Consider the following 21,555-nt stretch of genomic DNA (forward strand, 5'->3'; position numbering starts at 1 on the left):
GACTAGCTCCGCCCGCCCGGCTTGCGTGGCCCGCCGGAACGGCCGCTGCTGCCGCCCGGTCCGCCGCTGCGGGGTCCGCCTGTGCGGGGTCCGCCAGTGCGAGGGCCGCCGCCGCGCGGGCCATCATCGCGCGAGCCTTTGGGTGCACTGCCCTTGGGGCCACTCGGTCGCGGGGCCGGTTTGGCCGTCGGCTTGCCATCCTTGTCGCGCCGGGCGCGGGTGGATTTGGCATCCAGCGGGCGACCTTTCAGCGTCGGTTCGATCAGGCTGTCATCGATCTCGCGCCTGGGACGGCCCGGCTGGCCCGGCCCGCCCATGGCACGAACACCGGGCTTGTGACCCGATTGGCCGGGCTTGCGCGGCGGACGGCTCGGCGCGCGCGGCTTGGCAATCGCCTGGCCGGTGGGAACCGCGCCCATCTCGATCAGGTGCCCGCACTGGTCGTGCAGCACGCGCGACGGCACCGCCTTGATCTCGCCCTTCTCCAGCTGGCCGAGCTGGAAGGGACCATAGGCGATGCGGATCAGCCGGTTGACGCGCAGGCCGACGGCGTCGAGCGCTTTGCGGACCTCGCGGTTCTTGCCTTCGCGGATGCCGACCTCCAGCCAGATGTTCGAACCGGTTTCGCGCTCGACCTCGACTTCCATCGGGCCGTACTTGATCCCCTCGACGGTCACCCCGGCGCGCAGGATTTTCAGTGCGTTCTCGTTGATCGAACCGAAGGCGCGGGCGCGGTAGCGGCGGGTCCAGCCGGTTGAGGGCAGTTCCAGGGCGCGGGCGAGCGCCCCGTCATTGGTCAGCAGAAGCAGGCCTTCCGAGGTCAGGTCCAGGCGCCCGATCGAGATCACCCGGCCGATATCCTTGGGAATGGCATCGAACACGGTCTCGCGGCCTTCCGGGTCGGCATGGGTGGTCACCAGACCGTCCGGCTTGTGATAGCGCCACAGCTTGGTGGCGGCCGGCGGTTCGACCCGCTTGCCGTCCACCTCAATGTTTTCGGTGCCCGTGACCTTGAAGGCCGGCGTGTCGAGCGTCTTGCCATCGACCTTGATCCGGCCGCCCTCGATCATGCGCTCGACCTCGCGGCGCGAGGCCACACCGGCGCGGGCGAGGAATTTGGCAATACGTTCAGAAGTGTCGGCAGTCCCGGTCACGCTTGACCCTTTCGATGCGGCGCTCTAGTGCGCGCAGTATGACGAACCCGCGCGATACACGTTTTATGACGGCGGCGCTACGCCTGGCGCAAGCGGCAGCTGAGGCTGGCGAGGCGCCGATCGGTGCTCTGGTCGTCGATCCGGCCACGGACCGTATCATCGCACAGGCGCATAATCGCCCGATTGCCGGTCATGATCCGACCGCCCATGCGGAAATCCTTGCCCTGCGCGACGCTGCCTTGCTGCTGGGCAATTACCGGCTCACGGGTCTGGAACTCTATGTCACGCTGGAGCCCTGCGCCATGTGCGCCGGTGCCATCAGCCATGCCCGCATCGGCCGGCTGGTCTTTGGCGCCAGCGATCCCAAGGGCGGGGCGGTGGTCAGCGGGCCGCGCTTTTTCGAGCAGCCGACCTGTCACTGGCGTCCCGAGGTGGTCTCCGGCATCCTGGCCGAGGACGGCGCGACCCTGCTCAAGGATTTCTTTCGGGCCCGGCGCAAGGCGAAACCGGCGGAGGCTGGCGATGGTGCATGATCCCGATCTGGTTGACCGCATGGAAGCGGCCCTTGTCGCCCTTGGCCATAGCCCGGAGCGTCGGCGCATGTTTGGCGGGGTCGCTCTGATGATCAGGGGAAATATGAGTTTCGGCACCTCCAGGGACGAGCTGCATGTTCGCGTGGGACCGGATCAATATGCCGCTGCCCTGGCCAAACCCGGCGCTCGCGAGATGGATGTGACCGGCCGGGTGATGACGGGCTGGGTGACGGTGGACGGCCCGTCCGACCTTGATGACGACGCCCTGGCGGCCTGGGCGAAAATGACCGCCGACTTCGTCAACACGCTGCCGGCCAAGTGATTGCGAAATTTCGATAATTTGCGTTAATACCAATCTGTCATAAAACCTTGTCTTGAGTTGAATCCGTGCCCGGACGATGAGGAGCCATCCTTTCGGAGCCCCATCATGCGTCGTGCACTGATCAAATACGTTCTCGCTTCCGCCCTGGCCCTTGCCGGATCCGGCGCAGTCCTGGCCGAGACCGCCGAGTGCGCGGCCGCGTCGATCCTCCTGCGCGACGTCACCATCATCGACGCATCGGGCGAATGGGATCACCAGGACATCCTGATCGAGGCCGGGCATATCTCGGCCATCGGCTCGGAGATGGAACTTGAAACCGGGCAATCGGTGATCGAGCTGGGTCGTCCCGGCGCCATTGTCCGCCCCGGTCTGCAGCCTGCCGCTTCCGGCACCGCGATCTTTATCCGCACCTCGACAGCGGCCAGCCGCCGTTCGGTCGCGGTCCTCTCGGCCGGCTCCCCGGCAGACCTTCTGGTCTATTCCACGGATGATCGTCTCGCCGGCCAGGTCGAACTCGAGATTCGCGGCGGCCGTATCGCCGGTCTCACGGATACCTGCTTCGCCGGCTAGGCGAAGCGCGCTTCCAAGCCGGCTTTCACGGCCGGCCATTCCTCCCGCAGAACCGAGAAGAAGACCGTGTCGCGCCAGTCGCCTGTCCAGCACAGGAGATGGCGGCGCAGCGTGCCTTCGCGGGTCGCCCCCATTTTCGTCATCGCCGCTTGCGAACGCGCATTGAGGTGATGGGTCTTGAGCTCGACCCGCTCGGCGCCGGCCTCGAAAGCACCGCCCAGCAACAGGTGTTTGGCCGCCGGGTTGACCCGGGTCCCGCGCGCGGTCCTGCCATACCAGGTCCAGCCGATCTCCAGCCGCCTGTGTTCCGGCGCCAGCGTCAGCCAGGCCGAATGACCGACCGCCGCCCCATCGCTTTGTCGGCGCACCAGATGACTGACCTGTGTCCCGGCGCTCGTGCCCGACAGCATCAGGTCGAACCAGGTATCGAAATGCGGGCCGTCGCCACGCAGCGAGGTCAGCGCCCAGATCTCGGCCTCGTCAGCGAGCGGGCGAAGTTCCTCGCGATGGCCGTCCGTGAGCGGCTCAAGGCGGACAATCGCATTCTCGCGCACCATCGGGATTATGATCATGCCGAACCTCCGACAAGCAAGAGCACGCCGCGCACCACATAGACGCCGCCGATGACCGAGACGATCCATTTCGTCCATTTGCGGAACTGGACATCGCTCATCAGTGCCAGGAAACGCGCGCCCGCCGTGGTGCCGAGAATGGCCAGCGGGGCAGCGACCAGCAGCCATTGCACGGACGGCAGGGAGGCGGCGGTGAGGGCGGGCAGGATGTAATAGGCGATCTTGACGCCATGGCTGACCACCTGGGTCGCCGCCTTGGTCGCCACAATGCTGCGCCGGTCGGTTTGCGTATCGGCGAAGAAGACGTCCAGCAGCGGGCCGGACACGCCGGCCACGACATTGAGACCGGTGACCACGAAGCCACAGGCCACGGCGTGGTGCGGCCGCGCGGCGTCGAGATGCAGGACGCGCTTGGGCAGCCAGATCACGGCTGGCACCAGTCCCAGGATGATGAAGAGCCAGGGTTTGGACAGTTCGAAACTGGCGAAGGCGAGCAGGCCGGCTGCGGCAGCCGAACCGGCGAGATAGATGGCCAGGGTGCGCCAGTCGATCCATTTGAGATGAAGGACGGCGCGCCAGCCATTGGACACGCTCTGGATGATGCCGTGAACCACCATCGCCGAGGCGACCGGCAGGACCAGCGCCAGCGCCCCCATCAGGATCAGCCCGCCCGCCATGCCGAACACGCCTGAAATGAAGGCGGTCACAAAGGTCGCGAGCAGGAGAAAGGCAGCGGTCATGCGCGGACTATATCGCCCCGTTCCGGTCCGGCGAGTCGGGAGTGCAGGCGGGTGTGAAGCTTGCGGAGCATAGCCAGAACTTGTGGTGTGCGGGTATGTCGAAGTGGGGCCGAACTCTCAAGCGCTTGGCGACGGTGGTCCTGGCGCGAGGGCTTCGCTGGCGACCACGTTGCGCAACGGCGAATGCTGCGCTTTGGAAAAGCTGGGAGGAGACAAGTCGCGCGCTTGGGCTGGGCTTGCTCGGCCTGTCCCTGTTCGCAGGGAAGAGTGCTGCGCGGCCGGGCAGCTTTCTCGCGGGCATGTCACTGATTGTGACAGGCTGGGTCTGCGCCTTCTATCTCGGGCGCGGGGAGCGAGTGGAATGATGGCTGATGTCGAAATCGCGCTTTGGCCGGCTTGGGCAGTGCTCGCCTTGATGGCGACAGTCGTCGGGTTCGTGGTCCTCGCCGAGGAGAGCAAGCGGAAGGCCCGCCGAAAGGGCCAGGTCCGTCGGTCGGGTGTTCGGCATTTCGGACACACGCGGCGCTGCGCGGCACGCCCGCAACCGGAGAGGCAATCGCGCTCCGCTCGCGCCGGACGCGGCTTCGGATTTGCGTTTTCCCGGTAAGCCGGAGGCAGACCGGTGATCGGCGATCTTCAGGTCACCTTGTGGCCGCTCATGGTCTTCACAGGATTGATGGTGACGGCCGTCGGCTTTGCGGTCTTCGCCGAAGAAAGTCGCCGCCGGAAAGATCGGTGATGGTCAGCGCCCAATACGCCAGCCCGCCTTCCCCCTAAGCCCCCGCCTGTTTCGCAAATCCCCACGCGGCCTCGGCCATCGGTTCCACGGCGGCGCCCATCTGCGACGCGGTGGCGTTGGAGGCATTGCCCTGCAAGGACCGGGCATAGACGCCCTGGATGATCGAGGTCAGGCGGAAAATGTTGTAGGCGAAGTAGAAATCCAGCGCCGGAATGCCGGCGCGGTTGGTGCGCTCGCAATAGGCCTGGGTGTATTGCTCGATCGTCGGGATACCCAGCGCTGCGATATCGACGCCCAGCAGGCCATTACGGATCTCCGGCGGCATGACCCAGCCCATCAGCTGATAGGTGAAATCGGCCAGCGGGTCGCCCAGGGTGGACAATTCCCAGTCCAGCACCGCGATGACGCGCGGTTGGGTGGGATGGAAGACCATGTTGTCGAGGCGATAATCGCCATGCACGACGCTGGTGCGTTCCTGCTCGGGGGCGGCCGTCGGCAGCCATTCGATCAGTCGGTCCATGGCCGGCACCGTCGCGGTCTCGGCGGCCCGGTATTGCTTGGTCCAGCGGCCGATCTGGCGCTGGAAATAATTGCCCGGCTTGCCGTAGTCGCCGAGACCGGCGGCCTCGACATCAATCCCGTGCAAATGGGCGAGTGTGGCGTTGGAGGCGTCATAAATGGCGCCGCGCTCGGCCTTGTCGAGATCGGGCAGGAGCGGATCCCAGAAGATCCGGCCCTCGACGAAATCCATGATGTAGAATTCGGTGCCGATGACCTCGCGCTCCAGGCACAGCCCGTGCATGACGGGCGCCGGAAAACCCTGGCCACCCAGCGCTTTCATCACCCGGAATTCGCGATCGACGGCATGGGCCGACGGCAGGAGTTTGCCCGGCGGCTTGCGGCGCAGGACATAGGCCTTGCCCGGCGTCACCAGCTTGTAGGTCGGGTTGGACTGGCCGCCCTTGAACTGTTCCACCGTGAGCGGGCCGGCGAAGCCCGCCACATGGCCCGTCATCCATTCGGCCAGCGCCGCCTCGTCAAAGGCCAGCGCATCCACAACCGGCTTGGTGCCGGAAAAGCTGTCGTCGATCTCGCTCATCAGTCCCGATAAACCTCGCCACCCTTCATCACGAAATCCATGTCGCGGAGTTCGGAGATGTTTTCCAGCGGATTGCCGTCAACCGCGATGATATCGGCAAAGCGGCCGGCTTCGATCGTGCCGATCTCGCTGTCCATTTGCAGATGGCGCGAGGCGTTGATGGTCGCGGTGACGATTGCCTCCATCGGCGTGAGGCCGGCCTCGACGAGGAGTTCGAATTCGCGGGCATTCAGCCCGTGGCGCGAAACGCCGCTATCGGTGCCAAAGGCGATCGTGACGCCGCCCTCATGGGCGCGGCGGGCCATGTCCAGCATGACCGGACCCACTTCGCGCGACTTGGCGCGCTGGTTGTCGGTCATGAAATCCGCTGTCTCGGCCAGTTCGGCGACCGTAACCCCGGCCAGGACGGTCGGGACCAGATAAGCGCCGTTGCGGCGCATCAGGCGGATGCTCTCGCGGTCGAGATAGGTGCCATGCTCGATTGAATCGCCGCCCGCCTCGAGGAAGGAGTTGATGCCGGTGACACCGTGCGCATGCGCCGTGACGCGGCGGCCCATCATGTGGGCGGCCTCGACAATGGCGGCGAGTTCGTCATCGAAGAATTGCTGTTCGACACCGGCAGCGGTGTCGGAGAGGACGCCGCCGGTGGCGGTGATCTTGATCACGTCGGCGCCGCCCCGGATCAGCGTCCGCACGGCCTCACGGCATTGCGCCTCGCCATTGCAGGCGGTCTCGCTGGCGAACATGTGCAGCACGTCGAGTGAGAAGCCGTTGACGTCGGCATGGCCGCCGGTCGGGGTCACGGCCGAGCCGGCAATGCGCAGGCGCGGGCCGGGAATGTCGCCGTCCGCGATGGCATCGCGCAGGGCGAGCGAGGCTTCGAAATTGCCGCCCACATCCTGCACCGTCGTGAAGCCGGCCATCAGCGTGGTGCGGGCATTGACCGCACCGTCAAAGGCGAGGTCGGAGGCCGACATGGTGAAGGTGTTGAAACGCCGGCCCGGGCCCAGCTCCGATTGCAGGTGGACATGGCTGTCGATGAAGCCGGGCATCACGTAATCATCGGTCAGGTCGATAATGGTGGCGCCCTCCGGCGTCACATAGCCCGGCTCGATCGCTTCGATGCGCTCGCCGCGAATGAGGATGGATTGCTCCATCGCCGGGTCTTCACCCGGCACAGCCAGCAGCCAGCCGGCATGGATGACGGTCAGCACGTCATCGCTGTCCTGGGCCAGTACGGCCGGGGAAAGTGTCGTGGTGGCGATCAGGGCGATCGCGGTCATGGCTGATTTCAGCATCTCGTCTGCCTCCCCGCAAACATGTGTCTGCGCAAGAAGATGACGAGCATGCCCGCGAAGTCAAACGGAGTACGCCGTTTGCGCTAATGCGTCTTGAGCGCCCGCCAGGCGATGTCGCGACGGCAAAACCCGCCGGGCCAGTCGATCTGGTCGACGGCGGCATAGGCGCGGTCAACAGCATAGTGAAGGGTCTCGCCCGAAGCCGTGACATTGAGCACGCGGCCGCCAGTGGCAGTGCGTTCGCCCTTGGCATTGCGGGCGGTACCGGCTTCAAACACGACCACGCCCTCCATCCGGTTGGCCTCGTCGACGCCGCCGATCATGCTGCCCTTCTCATAGGCGTCCGGATAGCCATTGGCAGCCATGACGACCGTGATCGCCGGTTCGGCCGTCCAGCTCAGCGGTGGCATGTCGGCCAGTGTTCCGGTCGCGGTGGCATTCAGATAGGGCAGGAGGTCGTTTTCAATCCGCATCATCAGGACCTGGCATTCCGGGTCGCCGAAGCGGATGTTGAATTCGACGACTTTGGGGCCTTCCGGGGTCACCATCAGCCCGGCAAACAGTACGCCCTGGAAGGGCGAGCCTTCGGCGGCGAGGCCGTTGGCGACCGGCTCGATGATCGTTTTCATTGCGGTGTCGATCAGTTCGGGCTTGGCGATCGGGGCCGGGGAATAGGCGCCCATACCGCCGGTATTGGGGCCGGTATCGCCCTCGCCGACGCGCTTGTGGTCCTGGGCGGCGCCGCAATAGAGCACGGTTTTGCCGTCACACAGGGCGAAGATCGAGACTTCCTCGCCGGTCATGAATTCCTCGATCACCAGCGTCTTGGACGCCTCGCCGAACTTGCCCGACAGGAAAGCATCGATCTCGGCCTCGGCCTCCGCCCGGTCGGACAGGATGACGACCCCCTTGCCGGCGGCCAGACCGTCGGCCTTGAGGACATAAGGCGGCTCGAACCGGTCGAGGAAGGCCTTGGCCTCGCCGGCATTCGAGAAGGTGCCATAGCGCGCCGACGGCACGTTGTGACGGGCGTAGAAGTCCTTGGCGAAGGCCTTGGACGCTTCCAGCCGCGCGGCGAGCCGGGACGGGCCAAACGTTGCGATTCCGGCCTGGCGCAGCCGGTCTGCGAGCCCGTCGCAGAGCGGGTTTTCCGGACCGATGATGACAAGGTCGACCGATTCGTCTCGGGCCAGCTCGACCAGGCCATCGAGATCGGAGACGGGGATATCGTGACAGCTCGCCAGCTCGCTGATGGCAGCACTGCCGGGCGCAGCCAGAATGGCCGAGACCATCGGGCTCTGGGCGATTTTCCACACCAGGGCGTGTTCGCGCCCGCCTGATCCGACAACCAGAACCTTCATCTGACCCTCAATGCGTCTGTCGCTACACTCTGATCGCCCTGCCTAGCGCAATCGCCGGACAATCGCGAGTCTGTCCGACGGTAGTCTGGACATTGCGATGCCCGGCAATCCAATTTACCAGATGAGGCATGAATACGCCCGCGGGAAACATCCACGAATTCACGGTTTCCGAGCTGGCCGGCTCGCTCAAGCGCACCGTCGAGGACGCGTTCGGCCATGTCCGTGTGCGTGGCGAGCTGGGCCGGGTCATCGTGGCCAAGTCGGGTCATGTCTATTTCGACGTCAAGGACGACAAGGCCGTCATCGCCTCGATCGCCTGGAAGGGCACGGCCCAGCGTTTCCGCTTCCGCCCGGAAGAGGGGCTGGAAGTGGTCATCGAGGGGCGTTTGTCGACCTATCCCGGTCGTTCGCAATACCAGCTCATTGTCGAGTCGATGGAACCCGCCGGCGCCGGGGCGCTGATGGCGCTCCTGGAAGAACGCAAGAAACAGCTCGCCGCCGAGGGCCTGTTCGACGCCGACCGCAAAAAGGCGATCCCCTTCCTGCCGACGACGATCGGTGTTGTGACGTCGCCGACCGGCGCCGTCATCCGCGATATCCTGCACCGGCTGCAGGACCGTTTCCCGCGCCATGTCCTGCTGTGGCCGGTCCTGGTCCAGGGCGAGGCGGCCGCGGGCCAGATCGCCGAAGCGATCCGGGGTTTCAACGCGCTGTCGGCCGGTGGGCCGGTGCCGCGCCCGGACGTGCTGATCGTGGCGCGCGGGGGTGGCTCGATCGAGGACTTGTGGGCCTTCAACGAGGAGATCGTCGTCCGCGCCGCCGCCGAGAGCGCGATCCCGCTGATCTCCGCCGTCGGCCACGAGACCGACACCACCCTGATTGATTTCGCCTCGGACCGGCGCGCGCCGACCCCGACCGGGGCGGCGGAAATGGCGGTGCCGGTGCGGGCCGAGCTGAAAGCCTCGCTGACCCAAACGGGCGGACGCCTGGTCGCCGCCCTGTCGCGTCATATCGAACGCCGCCGCACCGAGTTGCGCTCGGCCGCCCGGGCCCTGCCGCGCCCGGCCTCCCTGATGGAGCTGAAGCGCCAGCGCTTCGACATGATCGCCGACAAGCTCGACCCGGCCTTGCTCAATCATGCCGCCGAGAAACGCGGGCGCCTCAGGGTGCTCGCCGCCGGTCTCAAGCCCGCCGCCCTGTCGCGCGATCTGCGTCAGAAGCGCGAGCTGCTGGCCGAGCGGGCCGGCCGTCTCGCCCCGGCTGCCGACCGGGTTCGTCGGGACCGCAAGCGCGATCTCGACAATTGGTCGGCCCGGCTGGAAGCCCTGTCGCACCAGTCCGTGCTCAAGCGCGGCTTTGTGCTGGTGCGCGACCGGGCCGGCAAGCTGGTGCGCTCGGGGGCCTCGCTGATCGAAGGGGCGGGCGTCGATCTTGTCTTTGCCGATGGCGAACGGGCGGCGCGGATCGAGGGCGGTCGCAGAGCGCCGAAACGGGCACCGGAAACGCCGGAGCCCGTGCGCAAGAGCAAGCCGAAACCCAAGCCGCGCGGCAAGCCGGAAGCGGAAGGCCAGGGCAAGCTTTTCTGATGCGGCACAGCCCTCCCGCTCGCCCGCAAACCCTGCTAGAGACAAGAACATGAGTGATTTCAGTTTCGACAAAGACTTCCAGGGCGAGGCCATTCTCGAGTTTGGCGACAGCGACTTCATCATCCTGAAGGCGGGCAGTTTCGTGCGTTGCGCCGTGACCGGTGACCCGATCCAGCTGGACCAGTTGCGCTATTGGAATGTTGACGAGCAGGAAGCCTATCGCGACGTGCTGATCGCGAAACAGCGCTGGATAGAGCTGAACACGGAGCCGGGCAAATGATCAGCCTCGCCGTCGTCCTTGCCCTGCAATCCATGACGGCTCTCGTCGATGATGCGTCGGATCCGATCGGTGAACTGATCGCCCGGAATGCACCGGAAGCGCGGGAAGTGGCCGTGCCCGGACCGATGGGCTGCCGTGGCCGCCGGGAAGAGGGTGCGCTCATCATCTGCCGGTTCGAGCCGGGCACCCGGCTTGAGCTTGGCGAGAGTGTCGCCATCGCCGACTCGCAGGGTTTTGCCGTGCTCGGTATTCCGCGCAACGCGCCCGAAGAAATGGTCTTCGAGATTTCGACGGCGGATGTCGCCAACAGCATCAACCAGATCGACGAGAGCCCGACCTGGTTCATCACCCAGCGCGAGTACAATCTCCAGCATGTCGATGGCGTGCCGCAGGCGACCGTGACGCCCGACCCGTCCACCCTGCCGCGCCGTCAGCGCGAATACGCGCAAAAGCAGGACGCCTTCAATTCGGTCTGGGAGGGGCAGGGTTTCCTCGACGGGTTCATCTCACCCGCCGAGGGCATTACGACCGGCGTCTATGGCTCGGCCCGCGTCTACAATAACGGCCATGAAGGCAGCCCGCACTGGGGGCTGGACTGGGCCAATGAGGTCGGCACGCCGGTCCATGCACCCGCCGGCGGTCTGGTCACCCTGGCCGAGCCGGACATGTATTACGAAGGCGGTCTGATTTTCATTGATCACGGCCAGGGCCTGGTCTCGGCCTTTCTCCACCTGTCCGGTGTCGAGGTTTCGGCCGGCGACGTGGTCGAGCAGGGCCAGCTGATCGGCGCCATGGGCGCTGGCGGCCGGGCGACGGGCTCGCATCTCGACTGGCGCGTGAAGCTGCGTAACCAGTTCTATGTCGACCCGCAGAGCCTGCTGGATCTGGACCTGACAGACCTGCGCTAGGCGGGGCGCGAGTTCCTTCGCTGGAACCTTCGCGCCACGCGCGCAATCAGCCATACATCGCTTGTCAGCCAGCAGGCCGTATCCGTTTCTTCAGCTCAAGGGTGAAACCGCGAAGCGGCCGCTGTGCGGCCCGTGACCTGAAGAAACGGATACGGCGACCTCTCGGCAAGCGGTTTATGGATGAGTGTGCGCAGGCGCGTGAATAAACAGGGACAGACACCTACTTCCCAAGCGGAATTCCAAGTCTCGGCTCCAGACTTGATGGGCTGAGGTCGGACGCTAGCGTCCTTCTCCCTTGGGAGAAGGTGTCGCGGAGCGACGGATGAGGGGGATCAGCGCCGCACCACCGGGATTTTCCCCTCACCCGGCCTACGGCCACCCTCTCCCGGGGGAGAGGGAAGGCGGTGCTTTACACGCAGCGGCTCAGATGGGGTGTCCCCACCTAGCCCTTGTAAACCGACTTCGCCCAACGCCGATGGACCCAGAACCATTGCTCGGGCGCCTGGCGGATTTCGCGTTCCACCCATTGATTGATCCGCGTCACCGTTTCGATGATGGCGGCGGACTTGTCGGGATTGGTCGAGATTTCGATGGGGTCGTGCACTTCCACCCGGAAGCGCGCCCCGCCCATCCGGCGCACTGACAGCGGCAGGAGCGGGCAGCCATGGCGCATGGCGAGGCGGGTCGGGCCGGGCGCCGTCATGGAGGGGTGGCCGAAGAAGGGCGCCTCGACGCCGTCATTCATCTTCTGGTCGTTCATCAGCGCCACCGACTCGCCAGCCTTGAGGGCCTGCATCAGCGCCTTGGCGCCATCGCCGCCCTTGGCGGTCAGCGTCTTGACGCCATAGCCCACCCGCATCGCGGAGATGCGGCGGTCGATCAGCGGATTATTGGCCGGCCGGTAGGTGATGTGGCAGGGCAGGCCGGTCTGGCTGATCGCGGCCGCGGCGACCTCCCAGTTGGAATGGTGCATCGAGATGATGACCGCTGGCTTGCCCGTGTCGCGCAGGGCTTCGAACTTCTCGCGGCCGATGAACTCGACCCGGTCGTTGAACTCCGGCCCGGCGAAGACACCCAGATGCGGCATTTCGCCGACAAGCCGCCCGAAATTCTCCCACATCCCGCCCAGAAGGCGCTCGATCTCCGGCGCCGCGGCCTCGGGGAAGCAGCGCTGCATGTTGATGCGGGCCACCTTGTGCACCGGCAGGAGCGGGCCGAGCTTGCGCAGGAGCTCGCCGGCCGCGTCGGAGGCCTTGTCGATCCCCTTGATCTTGTACCAGCCGGCATAGGCATCCCAGGCGGCGGCTTCGAACCGCCAGCCGATCCGCGTCAGGGTCGAGGCATTGCGCTGGGCGTCTATCATGCCGTGGATTTACCCAAGCTCGCCGCGAGCGTCCATGACGTCACGCAACAGCCCGTCCAGCGCGCCGGGATTGGCAAAGGTCGCGCGGACCGGCCAGGCGGCAATGCGTGTACGCGCGTCTGCTGGAAGACGCACCCAGTCCTTCTCGGTCGTGATCAGCTGCGCCTCATGGGCGGCGGCGAGCGCATCCAGATGGCGCAGGTCACCCGCGCTGAAGGCATGATGATCGCCATAGACCGCGACCTCGCCCAGATCGCCGCCGGCGGCGACCAGCGCATCGAAGAATTTCTGCGGCCGTCCGATCCCGGCAAAGGCGACCAGCTTGCCCGGCGGTGGCGGCGCCGCCGGCTCCAGCCAGGCATGGAAGACAGGGATTTCCAGATCGGCAAGGCCGAGGCCCGACCAGTCCGGTTCCTTGTCGGGGCCCGGCATCATCACGATGACGGCGTCGGCGCGGGCGAGGCCCGCCTTGACCGGCTCGCGCAGAGGTCCCGCCGGGAAGATCGTCCCCGGTCCCCAGCCGGTGACGCCATCGACCACAAGGATCGAGCAGTCCTTGGCAAGGTCGGGATTCTGGTGACCGTCATCCATCAGCACCAGGTCGACACCGCCCGCCGCGTCGATGGCACGGCCACCGGCAGCCCGGTCGCGCGCGATCCAGGCCTGGCCGGTCCGGGCCAGCAGCAGCGGCTCGTCGCCGACCTGGTCAGCGCCATGCGCTTCCGGGGCGACGCGCAGCGGGCCGGCCTGCGAGCCGCCATAGCCGCGCGACAGGGAGGCGGTGGTGATGTCCATGGCAGCGAGGCGTTGCATCAGGGTCTGGGTGACCGGTGTCTTGCCGGTCCCGCCCACGGTGAGATTGCCGATGCAGACCACCTTTGGCCCGATGCGGACCGGCGCCGCCTTGCGGATTCGACGGGCGACGGCCCAGGCGTAAACCCAGCCAAGCGGAGCCAGCAGCGCCCGCGCCAGGGCGCCGGAGCCGCGACCGCCATCGGTGCGCCAGAAAACCGGTTCCTTCATGATCGCGTCCCGGTTTTGCCCGCTTCATCCAGCAGCAGTCCGATCGCGGTGAGCGTAGTGTCGAGCGCGCCGCCGGAGGCCTGGGCGATGGCCCGTCTCGCCGCAGCAAGCGATGGCGCCCGCCCTTGCCAGACTTGCTCGACAGCTTCCGACAGGGTCAGCGCGTCGTCTATCTCCAGCAGGGCGTCATGGCGGCGATAGGCGGCGTAGAGATCGTCGAAGCTGGCAACATGCGGTCCGGTAATGACGCAGGCACCCGCCTGGCTGGCCTCGACCGGATTGTGGCCGCCGATTTCGGGCAGGAGACTGCCCGCGATGAAGGCGGCCGGCGCGAGGGAGAACCAGAGCGGCATCTCGCCCAGCGTGTCGGCGAGCCAGACGGTGTCCTGGCCGTCGGGCAGCTCACCCCTTGAACGCCGCGCCAGCCGGAAGCCGCGCTGCTCGATCAGCTCCTGCACGGCATTGCCGCGTTCGGGATGGCGCGGGGCGAGGATCAGCAGGGCGCCGGGATGGGTCTTGTGCAGCAGGCTGTGGGCCGACAGGACCGTAGCTTCCTCACCGTCATGCGTTGAGGCGGCCAGCCATACCGGGCGTCCGGCAAGGCTGGATCTGAGACGTGACAATTCCTCGGCGTCCGGCGCGAGCGGGCTGGCTTCCAGTTTCAGATTGCCGGCCAGGACGACTTCGCGGCCGGTCAGGTTTTCCAGGCCGTCACGGGTTCGGGTATCGGCGGCGCCGATCCAGTCGAACGCGTCGAGCAGGCGGCGGACCGCATCGCCGCGCTTGCGCCAGCGCTCCAGCGAGGCGGCATTCATGCGGGCATTGACCAGTGCCATCGGAATCTTCCGGCGGCGCGCCTCGGTGAGCAGGTTCGGCCAGAACTCCGACTCGGCGAACACGCCGGCATCGGGTCGCCAGTGATCGAGGAAACGGCGCACGGCGCCGGGTGTGTCGACCGGGACATATTGATGCTTGGCCTGCGGCGGCAGGCGTTTCTCCATCAGCGCTGCGGACGTTACCGTGCCGGTGGTGACGAGGAACTCGAGGTCCGGATACCGCCCTGCCATCTGGTCGACCAGGGTGGCGAGGACCAGGCTCTCACCGACGCTGGCCCCGTGCAGCCAGATCAGACGGCCATCCGGGCGGCGTATTTCGGGGCGTCCCAGGCGTTCATGCCGGCGTGCCGGGTCTTCCTTGCCCGCACTGGCCCGGCGCGACAGGATGGCCGGCAGGAGGGGAGCGGCGAGCCCGGTGAGCACGCGGTATAGCTGGAGTGAGGCCGGCAGGCTCACGCGGGCGCCTCGGACTCACGACGCGCCCCGCCCGTACCCGAGCGCCGCTTGGTGTCGGGTTCGACGATCTCACCGCCGAGGGCCTCGTCGGCCTCGCGGGTGATTGCGTTGAGCTGGGTTTCCAGATTGAGGCGGGCGGCTTCCAGCTCGTCCGGTCCGGCGCCCTTGGCGACATGGATCGGCTCACCCCAGATGATGATGCCGTGGGTGAAGAAATGCGGCAGGCAATGATGGTCCCAGGCCTTGTGCAGGACGGTCTTGCGCCGGGTCGACCAGGAAAAGGGCAGGATCGGCACGCCGGTATCGCGGGCCATGCGCACGGCGCCATAGCCGGCCCGCATGCGCGGTCCGCGCGGCCCGTCCGGTGTCACCGCGCCGCAGCCACCGGCATTGAGATGATGGACCATGGCGCGATAGGCTGCCTCGCCACCCTTGGCCGCGCCGGGCTTGTCGGGATTGCGTGAGGAACCGCGCACCACGCCGACCTTGTACCACCGCGCCAGGCGCGAGCCGATCTCGCCCTCGCGCGATCGCGAGGCCAGCGCGACCATGCGGTCCTTTTGTCGCGCCCAGCCATGCAACGCCATCAGCACACGGCCATGCCAGACACAGCCGAGGATGGGTTTGCGCTCATCCCAGACCGTCGTGACATAGTCGGCATTGCGGTGCTCCCAGCGAATGGAATGCCGCACCAGCTCAAGATAGAGCAGGATGAGGAAGGCGAGGACTTCCTGGGCCCAGGGCCGGGAGAGCAGGCGTTTGGTCATGTCAGGCCCTAGCTCACCTCCACGGCGCAAAAGGTCAAGCATGGCGCGCGGTTGCGTCATCGGCGAGACCGGCCTAAATGCGCTGCCAGACGAAAGGCCCAGCATGCCCTATGACTTGAATGACCCGAAGGACCGTGAGCGCGCCTGGCAGGATTACCTGTGGAAGGATCACGGCATCCTGCGCCAGAAATTCCACAATATGCACGAGGTCGGCGGCGGCATGTGGCGGGCCAACCAGCCCTCGCCGGAGCGGCTGGAACAGCTGGCGGCGGATGGCTTCAAGACCATTTTGAACATTCGCGGTACCCAGCCGGGCGTCTGTTATTACGATCTCGAGAAGGACGCCTGCGAGCGTCTCGGCCTCGAAATGATCGACATGCCCTTCGGCTCACGCGAGGCGCCGTATGTCGACCGCATGCAGCGGGCGGTGAGGATTTTCGAGTCCATCCAGTATCCCGCCCTGATCCATTGCAAGTCGGGCGCAGACCGGGCCGGCATCATCTCCGTGCTGTTTGCGCTGACCCATCTCAAACAGCCCTATGACGAGGCCATCCGGCACCTGTCCCTGAAATATCTGCACGTGAAGGCCGGCAAGACCGGCGTGCTGGATTATTTCTTCGAGACCTATCGCGCCTACAACGCGGCGACCCCGATCGATTTCTGGGAATGGGTTGAAACGGTCTATGACCGCGACGCGGTGCAGTCAGGTTTCATGTCGAGCTGGTGGGGCAACTTGCTGACGGAAAAGCTGCTTCGCCGGGAATAGGCGCCACCCATTTTTTATAACCAGTGAATTCATCAGATATGACGACTCTTTCCACAGGATTGAGTCACATTAACGCTCGTTAACCACGTTGACGTCCCCGTGCGGGGACAGCGGAGGGAGAGGGGCTGATGCCGGATCTGGCCATACGTTCAGACTATACGCAGGAGCGGTTGAACCGCCTGAATTTCCTGCTGTCGCGCGAGTGTGGCCCGGCCTTCCTCGAGGCTTTCGTTAAGCAGGCGGCCGAGATCTTCGCCGCAGACCGTCTCTATATCGCCCGTATCGACGCAACCCATACACGCCTGCGCACGCTCAAGGTCGCCTGCGCCAGCGCGCTGGTTGGCAATTACTGCTACGACCTCAAGGGTGCCCCCTGCGCGGATATCATGGAGGCGGGCGCCAATGTCTTCGAAGACGATGTGTCAGCGCGATATCCGCGCGATTTCATGCTCGAGGAAATGGGGATGCGGGCCTATGTCGGCATGCCGCTCTATAACGGCGCCCAGACGGTCGGCATTGTGGTGGCGATGTTCAAGCGCCCGATCGAGGTCGCTGACGAATTGCTGTCGGTCTTCAACCATTACCGGCGCCGCCTGACCGGCGAAATCCTCGCTGCGGAGTCCGGCGACCGCGCCGCGTTGGCGATGAAGGGCACGTCGGACGGCATCTTCGACATGTGCCTGGAAACCGACCAGATCTATATCTCGGCCCGCGGCCGCGAACTTCTGGGCTACCAGGCGCGCGAATTCACCGCGGCCACGGACGGCTTCACGACGCTCATCCACAGCGATGACCGGCCGCGCTTCGAGTCGGCCCGCAACGCCCATTTCCGCGCCGGCCGCCCGTTTGACCTGACTGTGCGACTGAAGGTCGTTGGCGGACAGCATCGCTGGTTCCGCATGCGGGGCGAGGCAGTGCGGACACCGGATGGCGATCCGGTCCGCCTCGTTGGCGCCCTGACCGATATTCACGACCTCGTCGAGGCGCGCCAGCAGGCGACCGAGGCCAGTCGCGCCAAGTCGCGCTTCCTGGCCACGATGAGCCATGAAATCCGCACGCCGATGAATGGGGTCCTGGGCATGTCGGCCCTGCTGGCCAACACCGAGCTGGAGCCGTCGCAACGCGAAATGGTCAATCTGATCGAGGCGTCCGGCCAGTCCCTGCTGACCATTCTCAATGACATTCTCGACCTGGCCAATATCGAGTCCGGCCGCTTCGAGGTCGAGCAGGCCAGCTTCAACCCGGCGGAACTTGTGCGAACCGTTGCCGGTCCATATCGCATGAAGGCTATGGAAAAAGGGCTGAACCTGCATCTCGAGATCGACCCGGTCGCCGAGCGCGAGGTCGTGGGCGATCCCGCCCGGGTCCGCCAGATACTGTCCAACCTGCTTTCCAACGCGGTCAAGTTCACGGATCGGGGCGAGGTGCGCGTGCGCTGCCTGATGACCCAGACCGCCGAACGGACCCATGACGTCACCTTCGAGGTCGGCGATACCGGGATCGGCATGGATGACGACCTGATGCTGCGCATCTTCATGCCGTTCAGCCAGGGCGAGGCGGTCATGCAGCGCAAGAATGGCGGAACCGGTCTGGGCCTGGCGATCGCCAAGAAACTGGCCGAGCTGATGGGTGGCGACATCCTGGTGGAAAGTGCGCCGGGTGCCGGCTCGAAATTCACCGTCCAGCTGCCCGAAGTCGGTCGCCGTGGCGAGACCCTGCAGGCTCGCGAAGCCTAATCTCCGAACTGCACCTTGCAGAGCCGGGCATAGAGGCCGTCGCGGGCGACCAGGGCGTCATGCCGGCCTTCTTCGACGATGCGTCCGCCTTCCATGACATAGATCCAGTCGGCATGGCGCACGGTGGACAGCCGGTGGGCGATGACCAGGCTGGTCCGTCCTTCAGACAGGCGTTCCAGGGCGGCTTGCACGCGCTGTTCGGATTCCGTATCGAGCGCGCTGGTCGCTTCATCGAGCAGCAGGATCGGGGCGTCCTTGAGGATGGCCCGGGCGATCGACAGGCGCTGGCGCTGGCCACCGGACAGATTGCTGCCACGCGGCCCGACCGGGCTGTCATAGCCCTCCGGCAGGGCCATGATGAAGTCATGCGCATCCGCCGCCTTCGCTGCCGCGATGATGGCGTCCTCGCCGGCATCCAGTTGGCCAAAGCCGATATTGGCCCGCACCGTATCGTCGAACAGGGTTACATCCTGGCTGACCAGCGCCATGGCGCTGCGCAGCGAGACCGAGCGGGTTTCCGTGCCGTCGATCGTGATGGCGCCAGTCTGGGCGTCATAAAGGCGCGGCAGTAGGTTGAGCACGGTCGACTTGCCGGACCCGGACGGCCCCACGAGGGCGATGGTCTGGCCCGGTTCGGCTTTCAGGGAGATGTCGGACAGGGCAACCGATCCGTCCGGATAGGCAAAGCTGATCCCGTCGAGCCGGACAGCGCCGTCGGTGACCCTGAGCGCCGGCGCATCAAGGGCGGTGGTCACGGTCTCGTCGGTGTCGAGCACGGTGAAAATGCGTTCGAGGACGGCAAACCCCTCCTGCACGACCGCGTTGAGCGTACCCAGGGCGCGGATGGCCGGCGAGATCACGCCGATCCCGGTGAGAACCCCGATGATATTGCCCAGCGACGTCTCGCCATTGAGCATGCGCCAGCCGGCAAAGGCGACAAGGCCGGCAAAGGCCAGACCGCCGACAATTTCCAGGATCGGATCGACCCGGGCCTTGTTCTCGGTGATCTTCAGCAGGAAGCGCAGCCGGTCGAAGAAGGACTTGCGGGCCCGCTCGGCCTCGTAGTCCTCCAGCCCGTAGGTCTTGACCATGCGGGCGCCGGAAAAGCTCTCCTCCAGCTGGCTCGTCACTTCACCCATCTGGGCCTGGGCCTGGGACGAGGTCTTGCGCAGGCGCTGGCCGATCCGGATCACCGGCCAGGCGGCGATCGGATAGACGACCAGGATCAGCAGGGAGAGCATCCAGTCGAGGCTCAGCATGACGCCGATCGTGATCACCACGGTCAACACGTCACGCATGAGATTGTTGGCCAGGCGAACAATCGTCTCGCGCAGCAGGGTGATGTCATTGGTGAAGCGCGAGACCAGCGAGCCGGTGCCCTCGGCCTGCAGGCGCGCGAAATCTGCGCGCACCAGCTTGCCGAACATGGCGTTTTGCAGGTCCTGCATGACATTGAGGGCCAGCCGGTTGGTCTGAACCGTCTGCAGGTAGAGGCTGACACCGCGCAGGGTGGCAAGGCCGATCACGGCCAGCGGTGCGAGCGGGAAGAAGTCCGCTGCCCCATTGTTCAGCTTGTCGAAGGTCCAGGCGATGACGCCGGCATAGGAGGCCGCCGCCCCGGCGGTGATGGCCGACAGGAACAGGGCCAGGATGACGAGACCCGGGCGACGCCACAGCCAGTCGCGCCACAGGCGCTTGCCGAGCGCGGCCGTCGAGGAGGGTGGGGTCTCGCCTGTCACGCCGCGGATCGGAACCTAGCCGTCCTTCTTCTCGGTCGAGGGATCGAGAAGCTTGTGGGCGTGGATGATGAAGTAGCGCATGTGGGCGTTGTCGACCGTGCGCTGGGCGGCACCCTTCCAGGCGGCGCGGGCTTCGGCATAGCTGCCGAAAGCACCGACGAAATCGACCTCGTCGAGATCCTTGAACTCGCAATTGGTCGGGTCGACGCAAGCCAGTTCGCCACCGATCACGAGGTGGAGAAGCTGGTTGTTGATCTTGGTTTCACTCATGCCGGGCTCCTAAAATGATGCTGTCCGCAATGGCGCCTAGAGGCCGCCGATGGACATCGCGTCCACGAATACGCTGGGGGCGTTAACAGAACCTCGAAATTCCAGATCACTGGCCGGTACAAGACGGGCATAGATGTCGATCAGGTTGCCGGCCACGGTGATTTCGCTGACCGGATGGTCGATGACGCCGTTGGCGATTCGATAGCCGGACACGCCGACAGACCAGTCGCCCGTGTTGGAATTCAGCGAGGGGCCGAACATTTCCATGATCAGCACGCCGTCCTTGATACCGCCGATCATGTCGTCGCGGCTGGTCGAGCCCGCCTCCATGTGGAAATTCGTCGGGCCGGCACCGGGCGAGCCGCCCATGGAGCGGCGGGCGTGACCGGTCGGGGTCATGTCGAGCTGGCGGGCGGACGCGGAGTTGAGGAACCAGGTTGTCAGCCGGCCATCCTCGATGATGGCGCTGCGCTGATTGACCGTGCCTTCGCCATCGAACGGGGCCGAGGCATGGCCCCAGGGGCGGTGCGGATCGTCGATGACGGTGACGCCCGGCGCAAAGATCATCTCGCCCAGCTTGTCACGCAGGAAGGAGACGCCGCGGGCCACGGCCGGTCCGGAGATGGCGCCGGCCAGCGAACCGATGAATGTCGTCGATACCCGCCGGTCGAAGACGACGGGCAGGACGCCGGAGGCAATCTTCTGCGGGCCGACACGGCGGGCGGCACGTTCGCCGGCTTCGCGGCCGATCTCGATGCGGTCGCGCAGATCGGCGCGGCGACGGGCCGAGGTCGCGGCATAGTCGCGCTCCATCGCGCCGTCCTTGCCGGCGATCACGCTGGCGCCATAGCCGAACACGCTTTTTTTCCAGCCGGCATTGAAACCGGTCGAGGTGGCATAGGCGGCGGCGCCCTGGCCGGACGAGGCGAACGCCGCGTCGGTCATGGTCACGCCCTCAACCGCGCGGGCAGCGGTCTCGATGGCGATGGCGGTCTCTTCCAGCTCTTCCGGCGTCCATTCGCCGGCTTCGAACTGCTCGATCACCGGTGGCGACTTGCACAGGCGTTCCGGTTCGGCGAGCGCGGCATAGGGATCTTCCGGCGCGGCCCTGGCCATGGTCACGGCGCGACCGATGGTGAAGTCGCGGCCCTTTTCCGACAGGTCCGAAAAGGCGACACCGGCCTGGCGTTTGCCAACGAAGACCCGCAGGCCTGCATCCAGCGATTCCGAGCGGCCGATATCCTCCAGCTTGCCGTCGCGAACCGAGAGCTCGGTTTCGCGCGACTCGGCGACTGAGGCTTCGGCACTGTCGGCGCCGGCCTTGAGGGCGCGGGCCACTAGGTCGGCGGCAATGTCCTGGAGAGCGGCGGGGTCGGGGGCTTTGAAGGTCTGTGTCATGCAAGCGCTATAGCCCCGCGAGGCCCCGCCGGGCAATGG

The 21,555-nt window shown here is 66.0% G+C and carries 21 protein-coding genes; 8 read left to right on the plus strand and 13 right to left on the minus strand.

Translation table 11 applies throughout. The features are described from left to right. Positions 1-2: 2 nt before the first annotated feature. Complete coding sequence (locus QZZ02_RS05910) at positions 3-1,154, minus strand: pseudouridine synthase (protein WP_291842995.1); 1,152 nt, start codon at positions 1,152-1,154, stop codon at positions 3-5. A gap of 14 nt (positions 1,155-1,168) precedes the next feature. Here QZZ02_RS05910 and tadA point away from each other — a divergent pair, with 14 nt between their 5' ends. The 3 genes from tadA (at position 1,169) to QZZ02_RS05925 (ending at position 2,579) form a co-directional block, all read left to right on the plus strand. Next, positions 1,169-1,687, plus strand: coding sequence for a tRNA adenosine(34) deaminase TadA (tadA, locus tag QZZ02_RS05915; protein WP_366511507.1), 519 nt, complete (start codon positions 1,169-1,171; stop codon positions 1,685-1,687). Further along, on the plus strand, positions 1,677-2,009 hold the full coding sequence (locus tag QZZ02_RS05920) for a TfoX/Sxy family protein (RefSeq protein ID WP_291842997.1): 333 nt from the start codon (positions 1,677-1,679) through the stop codon (positions 2,007-2,009). Before tadA ends, QZZ02_RS05920 begins: the two co-directional genes overlap by 11 nt. A 105-nt stretch (positions 2,010-2,114) precedes the next feature. Continuing rightward, positions 2,115-2,579, plus strand: a complete 465-nt coding sequence (locus QZZ02_RS05925) for a hypothetical protein (RefSeq protein WP_291842998.1) — start codon at positions 2,115-2,117, stop codon at positions 2,577-2,579. Here QZZ02_RS05925 and QZZ02_RS05930 read toward each other — a convergent pair. The 5 genes from QZZ02_RS05930 to purD all read right to left on the minus strand — a co-directional run bounded on the left by QZZ02_RS05930 (position 2,576) and on the right by purD (position 8,388). Then, complete coding sequence (locus QZZ02_RS05930) at positions 2,576-3,151, minus strand: GNAT family protein (protein ID WP_291842999.1); 576 nt, start codon at positions 3,149-3,151, stop codon at positions 2,576-2,578. The two genes, QZZ02_RS05925 and QZZ02_RS05930, sit on opposite strands and share 4 nt — an antisense overlap. After that, positions 3,148-3,891 carry a sulfite exporter TauE/SafE family protein gene (locus tag QZZ02_RS05935; RefSeq protein ID WP_291843001.1) on the minus strand — a complete coding sequence of 248 codons (744 nt, stop codon included), beginning with the start codon at positions 3,889-3,891 and terminating at the stop codon, positions 3,148-3,150. Before QZZ02_RS05935 ends, QZZ02_RS05930 begins: the two co-directional genes overlap by 4 nt. 773 nt (positions 3,892-4,664) lie before the next feature. Further along, complete coding sequence (locus QZZ02_RS05940; RefSeq protein ID WP_291843002.1) at positions 4,665-5,729, minus strand: phosphotransferase; 1,065 nt, start codon at positions 5,727-5,729, stop codon at positions 4,665-4,667. Then, on the minus strand, positions 5,729-7,027 hold the full coding sequence (locus QZZ02_RS05945; protein ID WP_291843003.1) for an amidohydrolase family protein: 1,299 nt from the start codon (positions 7,025-7,027) through the stop codon (positions 5,729-5,731). The genes QZZ02_RS05940 and QZZ02_RS05945 overlap by 1 nt, the downstream gene beginning before the upstream one ends. A gap of 83 nt (positions 7,028-7,110) precedes the next feature. Beyond that, entirely contained in the window at positions 7,111-8,388 is a 1,278-nt protein-coding gene (gene purD, locus QZZ02_RS05950; RefSeq protein ID WP_291843004.1) for a phosphoribosylamine--glycine ligase, read from the minus strand. Between the two features lie 128 nt (positions 8,389-8,516). On the opposite strand from purD, the gene xseA reads away from it, so the two are divergent. The 3 genes from xseA to QZZ02_RS05965 are packed head-to-tail and all read left to right on the plus strand — an operon-like array spanning position 8,517 to position 11,162. Beyond that, positions 8,517-9,974, plus strand: coding sequence for an exodeoxyribonuclease VII large subunit (gene xseA / locus QZZ02_RS05955; protein ID WP_291843005.1), 1,458 nt, complete (start codon positions 8,517-8,519; stop codon positions 9,972-9,974). 49 nt (positions 9,975-10,023) lie between these two features. Further along, positions 10,024-10,254, plus strand: coding sequence for a DUF2093 domain-containing protein (locus tag QZZ02_RS05960; RefSeq protein ID WP_075188887.1), 231 nt, complete (start codon positions 10,024-10,026; stop codon positions 10,252-10,254). Next, a complete protein-coding gene (locus QZZ02_RS05965) occupies positions 10,251-11,162 on the plus strand; it encodes a M23 family metallopeptidase (RefSeq protein ID WP_291843006.1) in 912 nt (303 codons plus the stop codon). Before QZZ02_RS05960 ends, QZZ02_RS05965 begins: the two co-directional genes overlap by 4 nt. A 442-nt stretch (positions 11,163-11,604) precedes the next feature. Here the strand turns inward: QZZ02_RS05965 and QZZ02_RS05970 are convergent, their stop codons facing one another. Genes QZZ02_RS05970 through QZZ02_RS05985 form a run of 4 tightly spaced genes read right to left on the minus strand, consistent with a single transcriptional unit; the run spans position 11,605 to position 15,607 of the window. Next, on the minus strand, positions 11,605-12,525 hold the full coding sequence (locus QZZ02_RS05970; protein ID WP_291843007.1) for a lysophospholipid acyltransferase family protein: 921 nt from the start codon (positions 12,523-12,525) through the stop codon (positions 11,605-11,607). Positions 12,526-12,534: 9 nt separating this feature from the next. Then, on the minus strand, positions 12,535-13,548 hold the full coding sequence (gene lpxK, locus QZZ02_RS05975; RefSeq protein WP_291843009.1) for a tetraacyldisaccharide 4'-kinase: 1,014 nt from the start codon (positions 13,546-13,548) through the stop codon (positions 12,535-12,537). Beyond that, positions 13,545-14,840: a 3-deoxy-D-manno-octulosonic acid transferase gene (locus QZZ02_RS05980; protein ID WP_291843011.1), complete on the minus strand. Its 1,296-nt coding sequence runs from the start codon at positions 14,838-14,840 to the stop codon at positions 13,545-13,547. Before QZZ02_RS05980 ends, lpxK begins: the two co-directional genes overlap by 4 nt. Further along, positions 14,837-15,607, minus strand: a complete 771-nt coding sequence (locus tag QZZ02_RS05985) for a lysophospholipid acyltransferase family protein (protein ID WP_291843012.1) — start codon at positions 15,605-15,607, stop codon at positions 14,837-14,839. The genes QZZ02_RS05980 and QZZ02_RS05985 overlap by 4 nt, the downstream gene beginning before the upstream one ends. Before the next feature lie 103 nt (positions 15,608-15,710). On the opposite strand from QZZ02_RS05985, the gene QZZ02_RS05990 reads away from it, so the two are divergent. Continuing rightward, positions 15,711-16,373, plus strand: coding sequence for a sulfur transferase domain-containing protein (locus QZZ02_RS05990; RefSeq protein WP_291843013.1), 663 nt, complete (start codon positions 15,711-15,713; stop codon positions 16,371-16,373). Positions 16,374-16,501: 128 nt separating this feature from the next. Then, positions 16,502-18,109, plus strand: coding sequence for a hybrid sensor histidine kinase/response regulator (locus QZZ02_RS05995; RefSeq protein ID WP_291843014.1), 1,608 nt, complete (start codon positions 16,502-16,504; stop codon positions 18,107-18,109). Here the strand turns inward: QZZ02_RS05995 and QZZ02_RS06000 are convergent. From QZZ02_RS06000 to QZZ02_RS06010, 3 genes are read right to left on the minus strand one after another with little or no spacing between them, the layout of a single operon-like run. Beyond that, a complete protein-coding gene (locus tag QZZ02_RS06000) occupies positions 18,106-19,848 on the minus strand; it encodes an ABC transporter ATP-binding protein (RefSeq protein ID WP_291843015.1) in 1,743 nt (580 codons plus the stop codon). The genes QZZ02_RS05995 and QZZ02_RS06000 overlap by 4 nt on opposite strands. A 15-nt stretch (positions 19,849-19,863) precedes the next feature. Next, on the minus strand, positions 19,864-20,118 hold the full coding sequence (locus QZZ02_RS06005; RefSeq protein ID WP_291843016.1) for a DUF4170 domain-containing protein: 255 nt from the start codon (positions 20,116-20,118) through the stop codon (positions 19,864-19,866). Between the two features lie 36 nt (positions 20,119-20,154). After that, on the minus strand, positions 20,155-21,516 hold the full coding sequence (locus QZZ02_RS06010) for a TldD/PmbA family protein (protein WP_291843018.1): 1,362 nt from the start codon (positions 21,514-21,516) through the stop codon (positions 20,155-20,157). Between the last annotated feature and the right edge of the window lie 39 nt (positions 21,517-21,555).

The organism is Maricaulis sp. (assembly GCF_015665295.1).
In the GTDB taxonomy this organism is placed as follows: Bacteria; Pseudomonadota; Alphaproteobacteria; order Caulobacterales; family Maricaulaceae; genus Maricaulis.